Annotated in this window: 15 protein-coding genes; 11 read left to right on the top strand and 4 right to left on the bottom strand. The window is 58.5% G+C overall.

Annotation, left to right across the window (positions count from 1 at the left end):
* Nucleotides 1-747 (bottom strand): aromatic ring-hydroxylating dioxygenase subunit alpha (locus ABYM29_RS06615; protein WP_372863700.1); only part of this gene is annotated, 747 nt, incomplete at its 3' end.
* A 101-nt stretch (nucleotides 748-848) separates the two neighbouring features.
* On the opposite strand from ABYM29_RS06615, the gene ABYM29_RS06610 reads away from it, so the two are divergent.
* The 8 genes from ABYM29_RS06610 to ABYM29_RS06575 all read left to right on the top strand — a co-directional run bounded on the left by ABYM29_RS06610 (nucleotide 849) and on the right by ABYM29_RS06575 (nucleotide 11,570).
* Entirely contained in the window at nucleotides 849-1,502 is a 654-nt protein-coding gene (locus ABYM29_RS06610; RefSeq protein WP_372863697.1) for a TetR family transcriptional regulator, read from the top strand.
* 9 nt (nucleotides 1,503-1,511) lie between these two features.
* Nucleotides 1,512-2,714, top strand: a complete 1,203-nt coding sequence (locus ABYM29_RS06605) for a helix-turn-helix domain-containing protein (protein ID WP_372863695.1) — start codon at nucleotides 1,512-1,514, stop codon at nucleotides 2,712-2,714.
* Nucleotides 2,715-2,861: 147 nt separating this feature from the next.
* Nucleotides 2,862-3,758, top strand: coding sequence for an alpha/beta fold hydrolase (locus tag ABYM29_RS06600; protein WP_372863692.1), 897 nt, complete (start codon nucleotides 2,862-2,864; stop codon nucleotides 3,756-3,758).
* 1 nt (nucleotide 3,759) lies between these two features.
* Nucleotides 3,760-5,928, top strand: a complete 2,169-nt coding sequence (locus tag ABYM29_RS06595; RefSeq protein ID WP_372863691.1) for a PQQ-dependent dehydrogenase, methanol/ethanol family — start codon at nucleotides 3,760-3,762, stop codon at nucleotides 5,926-5,928.
* A gap of 10 nt (nucleotides 5,929-5,938) precedes the next feature.
* A complete protein-coding gene (locus ABYM29_RS06590) occupies nucleotides 5,939-6,640 on the top strand; it encodes a nitroreductase (protein ID WP_372863688.1) in 702 nt (233 codons plus the stop codon).
* An 11-nt stretch (nucleotides 6,641-6,651) separates the two neighbouring features.
* On the top strand, nucleotides 6,652-8,835 hold the full coding sequence (locus tag ABYM29_RS06585) for a DUF3604 domain-containing protein (protein WP_372863685.1): 2,184 nt from the start codon (nucleotides 6,652-6,654) through the stop codon (nucleotides 8,833-8,835).
* Nucleotides 8,836-8,839: 4 nt separating this feature from the next.
* Complete coding sequence (locus ABYM29_RS06580; protein ID WP_372863683.1) at nucleotides 8,840-9,169, top strand: hypothetical protein; 330 nt, start codon at nucleotides 8,840-8,842, stop codon at nucleotides 9,167-9,169.
* A gap of 22 nt (nucleotides 9,170-9,191) precedes the next feature.
* A complete protein-coding gene (locus ABYM29_RS06575) occupies nucleotides 9,192-11,570 on the top strand; it encodes a TonB-dependent receptor (protein WP_372863681.1) in 2,379 nt (792 codons plus the stop codon).
* Here ABYM29_RS06575 and ABYM29_RS06570 read toward each other — a convergent pair.
* Together ABYM29_RS06570 and leuA are read right to left on the bottom strand one after the other, a co-directional pair.
* Nucleotides 11,567-13,075, bottom strand: a complete 1,509-nt coding sequence (locus ABYM29_RS06570; RefSeq protein WP_372863678.1) for an FAD-dependent oxidoreductase — start codon at nucleotides 13,073-13,075, stop codon at nucleotides 11,567-11,569. The genes ABYM29_RS06575 and ABYM29_RS06570 overlap by 4 nt on opposite strands.
* A gap of 221 nt (nucleotides 13,076-13,296) precedes the next feature.
* Nucleotides 13,297-14,976 carry a 2-isopropylmalate synthase gene (leuA, locus tag ABYM29_RS06565; protein ID WP_372863677.1) on the bottom strand — a complete coding sequence of 560 codons (1,680 nt, stop codon included), beginning with the start codon at nucleotides 14,974-14,976 and terminating at the stop codon, nucleotides 13,297-13,299.
* Nucleotides 14,977-15,287: 311 nt separating this feature from the next.
* Between leuA and ABYM29_RS06560 the strand changes: the two genes are divergently transcribed.
* The 3 genes from ABYM29_RS06560 to ABYM29_RS06550 are packed head-to-tail and all read left to right on the top strand — an operon-like array spanning nucleotide 15,288 to nucleotide 16,617.
* Nucleotides 15,288-15,749, top strand: coding sequence for an Lrp/AsnC family transcriptional regulator (locus tag ABYM29_RS06560; RefSeq protein WP_372863675.1), 462 nt, complete (start codon nucleotides 15,288-15,290; stop codon nucleotides 15,747-15,749).
* A 25-nt stretch (nucleotides 15,750-15,774) separates the two neighbouring features.
* Entirely contained in the window at nucleotides 15,775-16,140 is a 366-nt protein-coding gene (locus tag ABYM29_RS06555; RefSeq protein WP_372863673.1) for a Rieske (2Fe-2S) protein, read from the top strand.
* A gap of 39 nt (nucleotides 16,141-16,179) precedes the next feature.
* Nucleotides 16,180-16,617, top strand: coding sequence for a DUF2721 domain-containing protein (locus tag ABYM29_RS06550; RefSeq protein WP_372863671.1), 438 nt, complete (start codon nucleotides 16,180-16,182; stop codon nucleotides 16,615-16,617).
* 4 nt (nucleotides 16,618-16,621) lie between these two features.
* Here ABYM29_RS06550 and ABYM29_RS06545 read toward each other — a convergent pair whose 3' ends face one another.
* On the bottom strand, nucleotides 16,622-16,990 hold the full coding sequence (locus ABYM29_RS06545; protein ID WP_372863668.1) for a PilZ domain-containing protein: 369 nt from the start codon (nucleotides 16,988-16,990) through the stop codon (nucleotides 16,622-16,624).
* Between the last annotated feature and the right edge of the window lie 56 nt (nucleotides 16,991-17,046).

Below are 17,046 nucleotides of genomic sequence, written 5' to 3'. Positions count from 1 at the left end.
GCTGCCTTCGGGCATCAGTCGCACTGCGGCGCCATGGCCGGGGCGGGGGACGCAGTTCAGGCCATAGTCGTCGATTTCCTTAACTGAGTCGGTGCCGCCGAGCAGGGAGTTGTGTAAAAACGGGCCGTGGGCGACGTCGCCCAGCTGGTTTTCTACGGGCAATTTCCAATTGGCTGACAGTGACCACTTGAGCGGCTGACCGACGACTTCTATGCCAGCATCAAAGCGTCTGAACAGGCTGTCGAGATAGAACTTCATATCGCCCAGGTAGTCGTCCAGGCTTTCCACGCGCTCGTCGAAGCAGCCGAAGATCAGTCCCTCATAGCTGGCCACACGGGGGACTTTTTTAAGGCCCAGCGCCGATTTACAGGACTCGCTACCCAGCTTTCTGTCCTGGGGGATGGCTGCCAAACTGCCGTCGCTGCGGTAGGACCAGTTGTGGTAGGGGCAGACAAAGCGCTTGGCATTGCCGCTGTCGCTACGGCACACCGGCAGTCCGCGATGGCTGCAGCTGTTGACCATGGCGTGAATGTTGCCGTCGTCGCCGCGGCTGACGATGATGGGGGTGTCGCACATATAGGCGCGCACATAGTCACCGGGATTCGCAAGTTGCGATTCGTGGCATAAGTAGAGCCAGTTGCGGCCAAAGATGTATTCGCGCTCCAACTCGTAAACGGCTTGGTCGCGGAATACGCGGCGGTAGACCTGCGAGCCATCGCGGCTCACACACTGCGCTAGATCGATCATGCGTATCTCCTCGTCATCTAAGCTGACGCATTGTAATCACATTGCGTTTACACTGTAAACCTTGGTTAAATGACGCCCTTCATTCACCTAGGAGTATATCCATGAGCCGCGCGCTGAATCGCAGCAGTTTTGTCGATGCTGCCCTGGCTGTGATTGCCGAGGTGGGGGTTGAGCGTCTATCAATGCGCCGGGTTGCCAGTCAGCTTGGCGTATCCGCCATGGCGATGTATAAGCACTTTACTAATAAAGATGAATTGTTGGCCGCGGCCTTTGAAGAATTTATTGCCCGCGCCGATGTGCTGCCCGATACCCAGCTGGATTGGGACCAATGGTTGGAAAAACTAGCGATAAATATGTACAACGCGCTCAGCGCGGATATGAGCTGGGTGCCGATTCTGGGGTCACTGCGCCTTGGCGGCAACGCCATTGCTGTAACAGATAGTTTTGTTAACAAGTTGGGTGCCGCCGGTTTCGGTGCCGAGGTCTCTGTGCGCGCGTATATGGCGATGATCCAGTTGGTGGTGGGAGCGGTGTGTATGCGCGCCTCGCTGCAGGCAGAGGTCGGCCGCGAGGGGCGTCGCAAGGCGGTGGTCAGCGAGCTGTCGCCGATTACACGCTCGTATCTGCAAAATGCCGATCGCCAGCGCTTGGCAATTGCCCCGGCACTTGAGGCCGTGGTGAGCGACGAGCCGATTAGCATGGGGCTGCCGTTGTTGATTAGCGGCCTGCGTCAGCAGCTGGCAGCGGCGGACTGAGGAGGGGGAATGTTCAGTCTATCCACGTTGGCGTTAATGGGCGCTGCGCAAGGTGCGATCTTGATTTTTGCGGTGCTGGGCGTCGGTCACGGTAACCGCCGGGCAAATCGCGCACTGGCGGCCTTTATTGCTGTGCTCAGCCTGCGCTTGTTTGTGCTGGCCTTGGAATACCAGGCCGAGGGTGCGCTGCACTACCGCGGGCTGTATCTGGTGTTGCATTTCAGCTATGCGATTGGGCCGCTGCTGTACCTCTATGTACGCCTGTTGGTGGAGCCCCAATGGCGCCTGCGTTGGCGCCACGCCTTGCATTTGTTGCCGGTGCCGGTGGCGGCGTTGCTATTGTTGCCGGGCGGTCCACTGTTGCCGGGGGATCTGCAGGCCTATGACGGCTTCGGGGATCTGCCGCAAGTGGTACAGCGCCGGGTGTTGGTGGTGTCAATACCGGTATTTGTCTCGCTGGCCTGTTATTCCCTGCGCAGTTTGTACCGCTTGCGCAGTTACCGGCGGCGGATTCGCGAGCAGTTTTCGGCACTGGAATCGATAAACTTAAATTGGTTGCGCACCTTGGTGGTGCTGTGTCTGGTTGTGGCCGTGCTCACCGTGCTCACCGACCTCTACCGTCTGTACCACCTGTCTATGGAGATGCCGAGGGCGGTGTTTTCAGTGGTCGCCAGCGTGATGCTGATTTACTACATCGGTTTACGTGGCCTGCGGCAGCCACTGATTTTCGAGCAGGATGCGGGTGAAGCCGAGCCTGTGCAAAAGGAGCCGGTGCGTCAGGGCAACAGCGCAGAGCTAAGCGCTGACGGGGGCGAGGCTAGCGAGCAGTCGTCGCCGGCGCCGGCAAAGTATCAAAACTCCGGTCTTAGCGACGAACAGATCGATGCGATCTGGCGGCGTCTGGAAAACTGTATGGCCGAGCAGAAACCCTTTTTGCAGGCGGGTATTAAACTGGCGGACCTCGCTCGCTTGGTCGGCACCCGACCGAACTATTTGAGCCAGACGATTAACAGTCGCAGCCAGGCCAGCTTCTTTGATTACGTCAATAACTTCCGCATTGAGTACGCTTCAGGGCTGCTGCGCAGCTGTCAGGAAATGAGTATTTCTGAGGTGGCGATGGCCTCGGGTTTTAATAGCCAGAATGTATTTAACAGCCACTTCAAGAAAAAAACCGGCTCTACGCCAACCCAGTATAGAAAGAAAAATAAGTAAATAAAAACAGCAAGTTACGTAATTCCTCCGCAGCGTTCGCCAATGGCGATGTTGCGCCCCTACATCTTCGCTGGGATTTTTCGCCATCCTGCACCATGGTTTAGCAACGATAAAAACACTTAGGGCTTTAACCTGAGCGGAGAGACCTTGCTAAACCTAACCTTGAAGATAGTTGCCGTCATCGCGCTGCTGCTGGTGATCGCATTGAGCCTCGCCCTGAAAGACTCGCCGTCGCGCCCCGCAGCGGGCGAGGCGCATCAGCTTGAGCTCGGCAGCAGACAGATCGAATACTTTACGGCGGGCCCGCAGGGCGGCAAAGCGGTGGTGCTGCTGGCCAGCTATGCGCGCTCGGTGGCCGATTTCAACGAGCTGTTGCCGACCTTGCACGATGCCGGTTATCGCAGTATCGCCATCCAAGCCCGCGGTATTGACGGCAGTAGCTTGGTTGGTTTGCGTCCCACTCTGTTCGACTATGCTGATGATGTGCGGGCCGTGTTAGATGCCGAGGGTGTCGGCGAGCCGGTTACGCTGATCGGGCACGCCTTTGGCAACCGAATTGCCCGCGCGTTTGCCAGTCGTTACCCACAAAAACGTCATAAGTTGATATTGCTGGCGGCGGGCGAGGGCGCGCCGCCGCCGGCGGTTAGCCGTGCGATTAGTACCGTGGTGTTTGGTTTGGGCACCGCGTCGCAGCGCGACGCGGCTCTGCATCGCGCATTTTTCTCGCCGCAGAATCAGGCCCCTGATTACTGGCGCTCGGGCTGGTATCCCATGGCTGCTTTGGCGCAGGCCTATGCCACGGCCAACACGCCCGCCGAGCAGTGGCGCGCGGCTGGACAGGCGGCAATCGTGGTTATTGAGCCGCAAGACGATGCCGCGGCCAGCGGCGCGGGTGAGCGTTTGCAGCGGCAGTTTCCCCAGCGGGTGAAGTTGTTACACCTAGAGGGAGCAGGGCACGCGATGCTGCCAGAGCGCGCTGAGCGTATTCGAGAGATGATTGCCGACGCCTTAACGGATCGCGTCGTATTTGCTGGGAGCCATTGATATGTTGCTGTTACGAATTGCTGGGCTAGTGATGTTGTGGGCCTGGGCGGCTGCGCCGGTGGCGCTGGCGGCAGAAATTGACCATCAGCGCGCTGTTGCCGCCGGTGATGAGCGCCACAATTGGTTGCTGCACGGCCGCGACTATGGCGAGCAGCGTCACAGCCCCTTGCGACAGATCAACAAGGAAACCGTTCAGGACTTGGGCTTGGCTTGGTACTTTGAAGACCATACTGACCGGGCCCTGGAAGCGACACCGATCGTGGTGGACGGGGTGATGTATGTCAGCGGCACTTGGAGTGTGGTTTACGCACTCAATGCCGTAACTGGCGAGCTGCTGTGGAAATACGACCCCAGAGTGCCGCGCACCATGGCGGGCAAGGCCTGCTGCGACGTGGTCAATCGCGGTGTTGCCGTGTGGCGCGGCAAGGTTTACGTCGGCACGCTCGACGGCCGTCTGGTGGCGATTGATGCCAGCAGTGGCCAGCGTGTCTGGGAAGTGCTGACCGTCGATCAAAGCAAGCCCTACACCATTACCGGCGCGCCGCGGATTGTTAAAGACAAGGTGGTGATCGGCAATGGCGGCGCGGAGTACGGCGTGCGCGGCTATATCACCGCCTACGACAGTGAGACCGGCGAGCAGGCCTGGCGTTTCTATACCGTGCCCGGCAACCCTGAAGAGGGCTTTGAAAATGCCGCCATGGCAATGGCGGCGGAGACCTGGAACGGCCAGTGGTGGAAGCTGGGTGGCGGCGGCACGGTGTGGGACCACATGGCCTACGACCCGGAGCTGGATCTGCTGTATATCGGTGTCGGTAATGGCTCGCCATGGAACCGCCGGCTGCGCAGCCCCGGTGGCGGCGACAACCTGTTTCTCAGCTCGATTGTCGCGGTGAGGCCGGATAGCGGCGAGTATGTCTGGCACTACCAGGTGGTGCCCTCGGAGAGCTGGGACTACACCGCGACCCAACACATGGTGCTGGCGGACATTGAATGGCAGGGCGAGATCCGCAAAGTGCTGATGCAGGCGCCGAAAAGCGGTTTCTTCATGATCATCGATCGGGTGACCGGCGAGTTGCTGTCGGCAGAGCCCTTTGCCGAAGTCACCTGGGCCACACACTATGACTTAAGTACGGGCCGACCGGTGGAAACGCCGGGCGCGGATTATGCCGATGGCAAGGCCACGGTGAAACCGGGTGGCGGCGGTGCGCACAACTGGCAGCCCATGGCCTACAACCCCGAGCGCGGCCTGATGTACATCCCCAAGATGGAGGCGCCCTTCGTCTACGTGGAGCCAGAAAAGTTCGTTGCCAAGCCCGGCTGGCGCAATCAGGGAACCGACCGCAGTGAGGCTCCCCCCGGCAACGAGTTACTGCACCGTGCTATTTCCCGGCGCATTGCGCAGGGCTTCCTCTTGGCCTGGGACGTGAAACGCCAGAAAGCGGCTTGGGAAGTCCAGTTGCCGACTCCTTGGAATGGCGGCGTACTGTCGACGGCCGGCGACCTGGTTTTTCAGGGCAATGGCGATCGGCGCTTCGTGGCTTACGCTGCCGGCACTGGAGAATTGCTCTGGGAGGCACACACGCAGTCTCCCATTTTGGCGGCGCCGATTAGCTTCGAAGTCGACGGTGAACAGTATATTACGATAGCAGTGGGGGGCGGTGGTGCCTTCGGCCTGATGTCCGGGGTGAAACCGCCACCGGGTGCCGCCCGCAGTCGCTTTCTGACCTATAAGCTCGGCGCCAGTTTAGCTCTGCCTGCCGTGCCCGAACCCGCTGAAATCCCCGCGCCACCGCCGCTGTCCGATGGTGATGAGCTGCGCGCCGAGCGCGGTGGTGTGCTGTACGCCGAAAACTGTGCCTACTGCCACGGCGTCGGTGCGATCAGCGGAGGCACCCTGCCTGACTTGCGCAGGCTGCAGCCCTCGAGTCACGAGCTGTTTAACGAGATTGTTCACAACGGTTTGTTCAGTACCTTGGGCATGCCCGCCTTTGGTGAGGTGCTCAGCGAAGAGGACGTGAAGGATATTCACAGCTATGTGCTGGTGAAGGCCCACGAGGATAAAGCCCTGCGCGAAACCCCGGCGTGGCTATTGAGTATTAAAAAGGTTTGGTATGAGGTCTTGGCGTGGTTGATCAGTGTCTTCCTGTCCGCGTCGGCTGCCTCAGCGTAATAGGTTTACTATGAATAATTACGATCACAGAAATATTGCGCCCCAGGAATTCAATGAGGGCCTGGCGCTGCTCAGTCAGCGTCGTTCGGTGCGCGGTTATCTCCCGGAAGAATTGCCCAAGGCTACGCTGGAGCGGGTGTTCAGTGTCGCTCAGCACGCGCCGTCAAACTGCAATACCCAGCCCTGGCAGCTGGCGGTTGTGTCGGGACAGCGTTGCCGGGAGTTGGCCGGCAAGATCAGTGCGGCGATGGCTGTCGGTGAAATGTCCCTGGATTTTCCCTACGACGGTGTCTATCAAGGCGTTTATCGTGAGCGCCAGCACCGTTCGGCAGCGGCCCTCTATTCGGCACTGGGTGTTACTCGCGAGGACAAGGCCGGTCGCCACGAGGCCTTTATGCGCAATTTCGATTTTTTCGGTGCGCCCCATGTCGCTTTTTTCTTTTTGCCAGAACCCTTTGGTGTGCGCGAAGCCGCCGATCTGGGCATGTATGCCCAATCGGTGATGCTGGCGATGACCGCCTTGGGCATAGGCTGCTGCCCCCAGACGGCACTGAGTTTTCACGCCGATATGGTGCGTGCCGAGCTGGGCTTGGGCGACGACTTGCGGCTGCTGTTCGGCCTGTCCTTTGGTTATGCCGACCCCGATCACCCCAGTCAACTTTGCCATACTGAGCGTGCGGCGTTGGCCGATACCGTGCAGTTTTTCAGCTAGGGACAGAAATTATGGCGCGTATAGGAAAAAGTCTGCTCACCCTTTTGTCGGCCCTGTCACTTTGGGCTTGCAGCGGTTCCGAACAGCCAATGGGCGAGATTACCGGCCCCGGTCGAGAGCCGGCGCTGGTGCAGTCTATTGATGCCCGTCGCGCCGAGCTGGATCGCGCGCTGTCGCCGGCAGCGCCGCGTGACCGGCAGATCTTGTTCGGCGATCTGCATGTTCATACCACGTTCTCGATAGACGCCTTTGCCATGGAGCTGCCGGTGATGGCCCAGCAGGGTTTTCATCCACCGGCCGATGCCTGCGATTTTGCCCGCCACTGCGCGGCCCTGGATTTTTTTAGCTTCAATGATCACGCCGAGAACCTGACCGAAGCGCATTGGCAGAACACCAAGCAAACGGTGCGCGACTGCAATGCACGGGTGATTGATCCGCAAAACCCCGATACCGTGGTGTTTGCCGGCTGGGAGTGGACTCAGGTCAGCCCCGAAGCCAGCAGCCACTGGGGGCACAAAAATGTGATTTTCAATGGCACTGCCGACGAGGATTTGCCAAGTCGGCCGATCAGCGCCCGGCCGCGCGGCAGCACCGTGGGCAACCTCGACAACACCCGCAACATGACCAAGCTCAAGTACGTCGACCCGCTAAACTGGCGGCGCTATGCCGACCTCGGCTGGCTGCTGGCACGCATCGACGAGAGGGCCGACTGCCCGCGCGACAAAGATGGTCCACAGATTGACGGCTACTGTAATGAGGTGGCCGATACCCCGCAGGACTTGTTCCGAAAACTCGACAGCTGGGGTTTTGACAATATTGTCATTCCCCATGGCAACACCTGGGGGATCTATACCCCCGATGGCGCCAGTTGGGACAAGCAGCTCAACAGTGCCCAGCACGACCCCAGCCAGCGTTTGCTGGAAGTGATGTCGGGCCACGGCAACAGCGAGGAATACCGCAGCTGGGATCACTTCGCCCTGGATGCCGACGGCAATAAGGTTTGCCCGCCGCCCAGCGATGACTTTACCCCCTGTTGCTGGCAGGCCGGCGAAATTATGCGCAGTCGCTGCGACGGTTTGAGTGAGGGCGAGTGCAATGCGCGGGTGGCGGATGCCCGCAACAAGGCGCTTAACGCCGGGCCCTATCCGCATATGGTGTTTCCCGATGCAGCGCCGGAAGAGTGGGGCAGCTGCGGCCAATGTACCGATTGCTTCAAGCCGTCGTTGAGTATGCGCCCCAAGGCCTCGGCCCAGTACGCCATGGCGATATCCAATTTTGACGAGCGCGGTGAAGACGGTAAGCCACTGCGGTTTAAATACGGCTTTATCGCCTCGACAGACGATCACACTGCGCGGCCGGGAACCGGTTACAAGCAGTACGAACGCCGCAAAATGACCTTCGCCACCGGCCTGCGTTCAGAGTTTTATGCGCGCCTGGCGATGCCCAAGATGGATGACCCGCAGCAGCCTGAAACGGTGGATATTGGCGCCGGGATTCCCGACTTCCGCTCGGGCAGCTTTAGCTATCCCGGCGGCATTGTTGCCGTGCACAGCGACAGCCGCCGTCGCGATGATATCTGGTCGGCGCTTAAGCGCCGCGAGACCTACGGCACCAGTGGCCCGCGGATGCTGCTGTGGTTTGATCTGATTAACGCTCCGCAGGGCGTCCTGCCGATGGGCAGTGAAACAACGATGGCCGAAGCGCCGCGATTCCAGGTGCGGGCGGCCGGCGATTTTGTCCAGCTGCCGGGCTGCCCGACGGCTAGCCGCAATGCCTTGGCCAGCGATCGGCTCGACTACCTCTGCGCCGGCGAGTGCTACAACCCCAGCTCTGAGCGTCACGCCATTACCGCCATCGAAGTGATTCGCATCCGCCCGCAGCGCTATCGCGGCGAGCCGGTAGAAGACCTGATCGAAGACCCCTGGAAAACACTGCAGTGCGAGCCCAGCAGTCAGGGCTGTGTGGTTGAGTTCAGCGATGAGGAGTTCACCCGCGACACGATCTACTACGTCCGCGCGCTGCAGGAGCCGACGCCGGCGATCAATGGCGAGCCGCTGCCGAGTAACGACAAGGGCGACACCCAGCCTTGCTTTGGCGATTACCGCACTGATTTTAGTGACGACTGCCTGGCCCCGGTGGCTGAGCGGGCGTGGTCATCACCCATTTTTATCAATCATAACAATACAGAGGAGTAGGACCTTGCGACAGAAAATTGCCGCTTACATGATGCTGTTTTCCGGTGTCAGTCACCCCAGTCAGCTGCTGATTTACGGCACCGATGACCCCAATCTTGTCCAGTCTTCTCTGGCGGGCATGCTCTTTTTAGTGGTCGGCGGTTGCCTGCTGACTGGGCGACGTTGGTCGCTGTGGTTGGCGACGGTTTTACCACTGCTGTTTGGCTGCGGCGCGCTGATTCGCATTCTGACGATAGAGGTAACGCCGTTTGCCTACCTGCATACCGCCATTGATTTCATTGTCGTCGCACTGTGTGTCGCCGAGTTGCGTGCCACTAAAGGCCAGAAAAACTAATACCTTGAATAGGAAACTAAAGATGAAAACCTCAACCTACTTGACTGTCGCGGCGGCACTGGCCACCCAGCTGTCGGTTGCTCGGGCCGATATCGCTTTGGAAGAAGTGATTGTTACCGCGCAAAAAAAAGCGGAATCACTGCAGGATACCCCCATTTCTCTGACGGCCTTTGGTGCTGAGCAATTGGAGAAAAATGGCATCGGCGGCTTGAGCGATATCGCCTCTAGCGTACCCAGCATGACCATTGAGCCGTTTCCCATTAGCAATGCCACACTGCGGATTTTTATTCGCGGTATTGGCCTGATCGACGCCCAGATTACCCAGGATCCGCCGGTGGGGATTTATCTTGACGGCGCCTATATCGCCCGCTCAACCGGTTTGACCATGGATGTCGCCGATCTTGCGCGCATAGAAGTACTGCGTGGGCCGCAGGGTACCTTGTACGGTCGCAACTCCACCGGCGGCACCATTAACCTGGTGAGTCGTCGCCCGGACCTCGAAGCTTTTGCACTTGAGCAGCAGTTCACAGTGGGAGATCGCGAGCTGTTTAAAAGCAAGACCACAGTCAATGCGCCTCTGACCGATACCGCCGCCGTGAAGCTGGCCTACTTGACCTCACAAATGGATGGTCATATCGAGAACACTGGCCCGGGTGAAGACTTTGGCGACCGCGACATCTCCGGCTATCGCGTGGATTTGCGCTGGGATATCACTGACCGCCTGCGCCTGGATTACAGTTATGACGATGCCGATATGGATACCGTCAACTACGCCTATCAGGCGATGACCCGGCCGACGGTGAATAGTGCGCCAAGCACTCCTGCCGAGGGAATCAACGCCCAGCTGGCGACCAATTCCCAGCAGTTTTATGACTACTCTGGCGAGCGTGCCACCAGCATGGCAACCAGCCAGCCGCTGAAGGCGTCCTACACCGAGATTTCCGGTCATATGCTCAAACTGGCTTATGACATTAACGAAGACCTGAGTGTCAGCTACCTCTATGCCCAGCGCGAGCTGGAAGACGGCGGCTATTCAGACCTGGTGGCCAGTGGCAGCGACAGTTACCGGATCGACAACGGCGACTATCGCAGCAAAGACGGTTCGCTGTTTATTCCCGGTACACTGCGTGTGCTGAGTCAGGAGCAGAGCTCGCACGAGCTGCAGTTTAACGGCTTGTTTATGGACTCTCGCATCGAGTATGTCGGTGGCCTGTATTACTTTGAAGAGTCGGCAACGGAAGACAATGCACCGCTGCACCACCAGTTTAGTGGCCCAATTTCTATTATTGATAACGGCACAACCACGTCGACAACGACACTGACTAACTTTAATAGCCAGTTCTACGAAATTGAAAACGACGCCTGGGCGATGTACGGCCGCGCCACCTATACCCCTGATTTTCTCGATCAGCGCCTGCATCTCACCTTCGGTGCGCGCCACTCAGAAGATTCGCGGATGGCATCTCAGGAGCGTGCGACGGAAAACCGGGTAGAAACTGTGACCACCCTTAATGCCAATGGTCAGGTGGTTAATATTACGCCGCCTTCTGCGCCGCTGGGGGCCTCGTCTTGGTCAGCGGAAAATACCCGCGAGTATGCCGATGACTCCTTTGAGTTTATTGCCGAGTGGGAATTGAACGACGACAGCAATGTCTACGCCAAATACACCGAGGCCTACAAAAGTGGTGGCTTCAACACTCGCGATCCCGATGCGGCGCGCTTTGCTGCCGGTTTTGCCGAAGAGAAGGTGAACTCTGTCGAGCTGGGTTTGAAGTCAGAGCTGCTTGATCGCCGCCTGCGTTTGAATGCCGATGTGTTCTTCAGTAACTATACTGATATCCAGTTGAACTTCCTGATCGACGGTACCATCGCCGACACGCAAGTGGTCAACGCCGGTGAGGCGGAGATGAGCGGTTTTGAAATGGACCTGACCTTCCTGGCCTCTCGCCAGTTGCTGTTGATGCTCAACTACGCCTACTTGGATGCCGAGATCACCAAGGCGACTGACCCGGATTCGGGTGAGGATATTACTGATGAGTTTGTGTTCAGTTCCGCGCCTCAGCACTCTTATACCGCCGCGCTGGATTACACGGTGTTGGAGCGTAACTGGGGCCGCGTCGGTGTTAACCTGAGCTACAACTACATGGATGATCGCGCCGGTTCTACCCGTACAGAGTCTGCTAAAAACGTCTTTATGGACGACTACAAGCTGATCAATGGCCGTGTGGGCGTATACGACATTCCGCTTGCCGGCGGCCAGCTGACTGCTGCACTGTGGGGTAAAAACCTGGCGGATGAAGACTATGTGGTCAGCGCAGTAGATAACCTGCCGCACGCCGATCGCGCGGTAATCTGGGGTGAGCCACGCAGCTACGGCCTGGATGTAATCTACCGCTACTAAGTCGAGTTGGCCGGGCGCGCCGCCGCAGCGCTGCGCCCGGCCAATCGTCCAAAGAAGGTGGCGTCGCCCACCGACATGCCGCTGGCATAGCCCTTGGCTGTGCGCGGCAACCCCGCACTGACGCGCCCTGCAGCATACAGACCCGCAATGGGTTGATTGTTAAGCGAGAGTACTTCGCCGCTGCAGCGCGTCTTTAATCCCCCCAATGTAAAGATCAATGGTCCGCGAGTGCCGGGCATGATGATCGCTTTCATCTCGCTGGCGGAGTAGTCCAGCAGGGCGAAGGGCGGCTTACTCAGCGGTTTCAGCCACTCGGCCGTTTTGTGGAATAGCGGGTCGTCGCCGCGGGCGGCATGTCGATTGAAATAACTGACGGTTTGCTCCAAGACCCCTGCGGGAAAGGGCGCTTCGCTGGCGACTTCGGCAATCGTGTTGCCGCTGGCAATAATCGGCGCGCGCTCGAGGTAGTCAGAGGGCTGATAGTCTTCGGCTTGAACCAGCAAATAGCATCGTTGATCGGGCTGGCTATAGGAGTAGTGAGCGAGGCGGGCCAGGTAGGCATCTTCATTGACATAGCGCTGGCCGCGCTGGTTGAGCAGAATGCCATAGGTGAGCGAGGCGGGCGGGTAGAGCGGGAAGGACATAAAGGCCTGGTCCATATTAATGGCTTGGCCGCCGGCGGCCATGCCCAGTGCGATACCGTCGCCCATATCGTAGCTATTGCCATAGGGCACCGCATACTGGTGAATCTCCGGGAGGTATTGCCGGGTCATCGCCTCGTTCATCACAAAACCCCCGGTGGTCAGCACCACTGCGCGCTCGGCGCGGATGGCGATCTCGCGATTGTCGCGTTTGGCGATCACGCCGCAAATGCCGCCATGGCTGTCTGCCAGCAGCGCCAGTACTCGGCAGTCGTTCAGTACCCTGACGCCGGCATTGGCGACCTGCTTCATGATGGCTTGCATAAATATCTTGCCACCTTCGTCGCCCTCTTTAGAGGGCACGTGACCCCGGGGCACCGGGGTGGCGGCGCGGTTAAAGGGGTGGGATTTCTCATTGCCGGTATACAACAACGACTCGTCGCTGAGCGGCACCACGGTGCGTTCCAATAGGGCGGCGCGTTTATAGGGAACGCCTAGAGACTCGACCCAGTCGAAATGCTCGGCGGCGCCCTCGGTGTAGCAGCGTATTTTTTCATCGTCGCCATAGGCCCCCAGCGCCTCGCGCAGGTAGGCCAGCATATTGTCACTGCTGTCTTCAAAGCCCAGGTCTTTTTGCAGGGCGGTACCGCCACTGCCGCCCAGATACATTTCACAGCTGGACATTGCGGTTGCGCCGCCGCCAGCACTGGCACGTTCAAGAATGGTCACCTGCGCGCCGGCTCTCGCCGCTTCCAGTGCTGCGGCTGCGCCGGCACCGCCATAGCCGCACACCAAGACCTCGGTTGTAATATCAAAGTGCTTAATGCTTTCAACGGCGCGAATAAGCGGGTCGCTGGGCTGCATGCTGAGGTCCTCGGTTCTATTCTGTTGGCGATGCTTGCTTGCTGGCTAGCTAAGCTACCATTGGGCAAGCGCGATGGTCGAGTCCGCTGTTGGCTGAATCGTCGCCGAAATGTCTTCAAGAAGGGAGGTATTGGCAGCCCTTGCCGGTGCTGCTTTGGCGGAGGAGTTGGGGGCGGATGTGGCAGGCCGGAGTGGCGCGAGACGCTCTTTCCGGCCCCGGTTTAACTGGCTTGGCGCTGGGCGCAAGCCTGCTGTGACTGGGCAGCGGCGTTGATAACCGCTTGCAGGGAGGCACCGACCACGTCGCGGTGTTTGGCTACGCCGATGTAGCGCTGCTTGTTGATGCTCAGCAAGACATAGGCAATGGCTTCGGCGGCGGTGCCGGTGTTCAGCGCGTGCTCGCTGTAATCGAGCACTTCGATGCGCTCGCCAAACTGGTCGCGCCAGGCGTTGACCAGCGCGCTGATGGCGCCGTCGCCGTCGCCGCGTAATTCCACGCACTGCCCGTCCAGCTCAAGCTGTAAGCGCAGCTGGTCGTGACCGCCGTGCTCGCCATTGTCTTGGCTGAGGGAGAAGTTTTGCATGGCTTGTTGAGCGGCGTGCAGATAATTGTCGGCAAATACCGACCAGATCTGCGCACTGCTAAGCTCGCCCGATTGTGCCTCGGCCTCGGCCTGTACTTTGCGACTGGCGTCGACTTGCAGCCAGCGCGGCAGTTGCAGACCGTAGTCGTTTTCCAGTACCCAGGCGACGCCGCCCTTGCCGGACTGGCTATTGATACGAATGACCGCCTCATAGCTGCGTCCCAGATCGGCGGGGTCGATGGGCAGGTAGGCGACCTGCCAGGGCTGGTCATCACGCTGTTTTGCCATGCACTTTTTGATGGCGTCTTGATGACTGCCGGAAAAGGCGGTGAATACCAGCTCACCCGCGTAGGGGTGGCGGGGATGCAGGCCGATGTCGGTACAGTGCTCGACCACGGAGATGATCTCGTCCATGTCCGAGAGGTTCAACTGCGGGTCGACGCCCTGGCTGTAAAGATTCATCGCCATGGTGACAATGTCCATATTGCCGGTGCGCTCGCCGTTGCCCAGCAAGGTGCCCTCGATGCGGTCGGCGCCGGCCATGACCGCCAGCTCGGCAGCCGCCACACCGCAGCCGCGGTCGTTGTGGGTGTGAATGGAAACCCGGTAGTCGCTGCGGTATTGGCTGTGTCGGCAGAAATATTCCACCTGGTCGGCAAAGACGTTGGGGCTTGCGCACTCCACGGTGGCGGGCAAGTTGATGATCAGAGGATTGCCGCTGTCGCGCCACTGCTGAATCACCGCATCACAGACCTGCACCGCGTAGTCGACCTCGGTGCTGCTGAAACTCTCGGGTGAGTACTGGAATGACCACTGGGTCTGCGGGTACTGCGCGGCGTAGTCGCGCACCCATTTCGCGCCCTGCACGGCAATGGCGGTGATGCCGCTTTTGTCCAGGCCAAATACCCTTTCGCGCTGCACGGGACTGGTGGAGTTGTAGACATGAACGATGGCGCGCTTGGCGCCCTTGAGGGCTTCAAAGCTGCGCGCAATCAATTCTTCACGGGCTTGGACTAAGACTTGAATACTGACATCGTCGGGAATGCGGTCGCCGTCGATCAGTGCCCGCACAAAATCGAAGTCCGGTTGCGAGGCCGAGGGAAAGCCGACCTCAATTTCTTTGAAACCGAGTTTGACCAGCAAGTCCCACATGCGCAGCTTTTGCTGCACCGTCATCGGCTCTACCAATGCTTGATTGCCGTCGCGCAGGTCGACGGAACACCAGTCGGGTGCCCGCTCGATCGCGCGATTGGGCCACTGGCGGTTGGGCAGATCGATGCGCGGCGTGGCGCGGTATTTGCGGTGGTCAAAGCTCATGTTTTTCCTGCCGTGAGGCTTGGCCTCATCTTCTGTTTGTTGGTTTATCGGCCCGCGGATAGCGGGCGCTGTGTCATTCCGGCCTTGTGGGCTAGAAAGGGCGCAGTGGGGCGACGGGGTGTTGTCGCGCCTTTGGCCGCTGCTGGCAGCGGTAACTGCCGGGGGTTTGGCTACGGGAGATAGTGTAGGGAATAAGGCCGGGCAGGCGATTGCGAAGTGAGGGTGATATTCCGCCGGAATTTATTAAAAATAGCTTATTTTTTGTAATATTTGGCATAATATTGCTGTGCAGTGTTCTTTGTGAGGGTTTTATGCAAATTGATCGCTATGATCGCGCAATACTTTCTGCCTTGCAGCAGAATGCCCGCCTGAGTAACCAGGAACTGGCCGACCGTATTGGTCTGTCGCCATCGCCTTGCTTGCGGCGACTGCGACGCCTGGAAGAGAGTGGCTTGATACTGGGCTATCGGGCTTTGCTCAATGCCCGCCAGTTAAACATGAAACTGATGGCCTTCATCCATATCAGCATGGATCGCCACACCCCTGAGCGCTTTGAGAATTTTGAGCGCCGGGTGGCCGACTGCGCGGAGGTATTGGAATGCCATTTGATTACCGGCCAGGACGCGGACTATCTGCTTAAGGTGATTGTTGAAGATATGGATGGCTTCCAGGCGCTGTTACTGGAACGCATTACTCGAATTGAGGGGGTGAGCGGCGTACACTCAAGTTTTGTGATGAAATCGCCAGTTAACAACACGGCACTACCTATTTAGCAGCTAGCACCTGGAGAGCTTCAGTATGGAACCGCGTTTTATTGCCTCGCTAGAAGAAGTTAAAGATGGGGAATTCTTGAAGCGTGAAGTCGACGGTCAAAAGCTTTTATTGACTAGAGTCAATGGCCAGATTGCCGCTGTCGAAAATCGCTGTCCGCACTTGGGCTTGCCCTTGGCGCGCGGTAAAATCTGCGATGGCGCCGTGACCTGCCCTTTTCACGGCAGCAGTTTTGACTTGCTAAGTGGCGATAATATTGACTGGGCGCACGCCATTTTGGGTGCGGAGTTGCCCCGCTGGAGCCACAAGTTGCTGGCAATGGGGAGGGCCCCTCAAGCCTTGAAGACCTTCGATATAGAATGTATTGACGGTGCGGTATATTTGCGCAGCTAGTTATTTTGGTTAGTGATAAACTCGGAGCGTTTGCCGGCAATGGCTGTTGATATATCTGTAGTGCCGATCACGCATGCGATTCAGCAGGCAGTGGCCCCGGTGTTTTTGTTGGCGGGGATTGGCGCGATCCTCAATGTATTAACCAATCGCCTTGCGCGTATTATCGATCGCTCGCGGAATTTACATGCTCGTTTGGAAATGGTGGGTGAGGAAAAGTCGGCGAGCATACACAGCGAGCTGTTGGTGCTGACTAGCCGGGCTCGGGTGGTCAATCGTGCCATTGGCTTTAGCACGGTGAGCGCCCTGTTGGTCTGTACGGTTATCGCCACCTTGTTTATCAGCGCCGTGGGCAATTGGGACAGTGGATTTGCCGTGGTGGGGCTGTTCGTGTTGGCAATGATGTTTTTGATCGTTTCTCTGTTGAGTTTTTTGCGCGAGATTCAGTTGGCGACACGAGTCATTCTCAATGGCCCGTAGTGAGTCAACGCTGGGGTGTTTTCGAGGTTTTTTGCAGTAGGAACACCGGGTAGTGTTTGCGGATATAGGTCTGTTCGCGAAACAGCTGGCCGACATCAAGACTGTTATCCAGTGCGACAGCGACGCCGTCGGGGTCTTGTCGCAACACAACTCCCTCGGCGCTGATGCGCTTGCCGCCGTGCAATTCAATGATGCCGCTTAGCCGCGCCGATACCGGTAGTGCCGGATCATTGATGGCATTAATTTTTAGGCCTTTTTCCGAGATATCCAACACCGCATAGCGCTGGCCAGAGGTGGCGTGAAACGGGGGTTGTGCTTTTTCCGGGTAGGGGACCCTGAAGTAGCGCCGTTTGGGAGGGTCTTGCTCAGTCATTCAGTTCGATCGCCAGTATCTATGTCCCCTAGAGCATAGCAGATGCAATTAGCGAG

This window comes from Spongiibacter sp. (assembly GCF_041602295.1).
Lineage (GTDB): Bacteria > Pseudomonadota > Gammaproteobacteria > Pseudomonadales > Spongiibacteraceae > Spongiibacter.
This window is presented reverse-complemented; position numbering and strand designations above follow the sequence as displayed.

Coding starts and splice junctions, on each gene's coding strand:
- ABYM29_RS06610 (WP_372863697.1), top strand. CDS start 849: ATGAGCCGCGCGCTGAATCGCAGCAGTTTTGTCGATGCTGCCCTGGCT.
- ABYM29_RS06605 (WP_372863695.1), top strand. CDS start 1,512: ATGTTCAGTCTATCCACGTTGGCGTTAATGGGCGCTGCGCAAGGTGCG.
- ABYM29_RS06595 (WP_372863691.1), top strand. CDS start 3,760: ATGTTGCTGTTACGAATTGCTGGGCTAGTGATGTTGTGGGCCTGGGCG.
- ABYM29_RS06590 (WP_372863688.1), top strand. CDS start 5,939: ATGAATAATTACGATCACAGAAATATTGCGCCCCAGGAATTCAATGAG.
- ABYM29_RS06585 (WP_372863685.1), top strand. CDS start 6,652: ATGGCGCGTATAGGAAAAAGTCTGCTCACCCTTTTGTCGGCCCTGTCA.
- ABYM29_RS06575 (WP_372863681.1), top strand. CDS start 9,192: ATGAAAACCTCAACCTACTTGACTGTCGCGGCGGCACTGGCCACCCAG.
- ABYM29_RS06570 (WP_372863678.1), bottom strand. CDS start 13,075: ATGCAGCCCAGCGACCCGCTTATTCGCGCCGTTGAAAGCATTAAGCAC.
- leuA (WP_372863677.1), bottom strand. CDS start 14,976: ATGAGCTTTGACCACCGCAAATACCGCGCCACGCCGCGCATCGATCTG.
- ABYM29_RS06560 (WP_372863675.1), top strand. CDS start 15,288: ATGCAAATTGATCGCTATGATCGCGCAATACTTTCTGCCTTGCAGCAG.
- ABYM29_RS06555 (WP_372863673.1), top strand. CDS start 15,775: ATGGAACCGCGTTTTATTGCCTCGCTAGAAGAAGTTAAAGATGGGGAA.
- ABYM29_RS06550 (WP_372863671.1), top strand. CDS start 16,180: ATGGCTGTTGATATATCTGTAGTGCCGATCACGCATGCGATTCAGCAG.
- ABYM29_RS06545 (WP_372863668.1), bottom strand. CDS start 16,990: ATGACTGAGCAAGACCCTCCCAAACGGCGCTACTTCAGGGTCCCCTAC.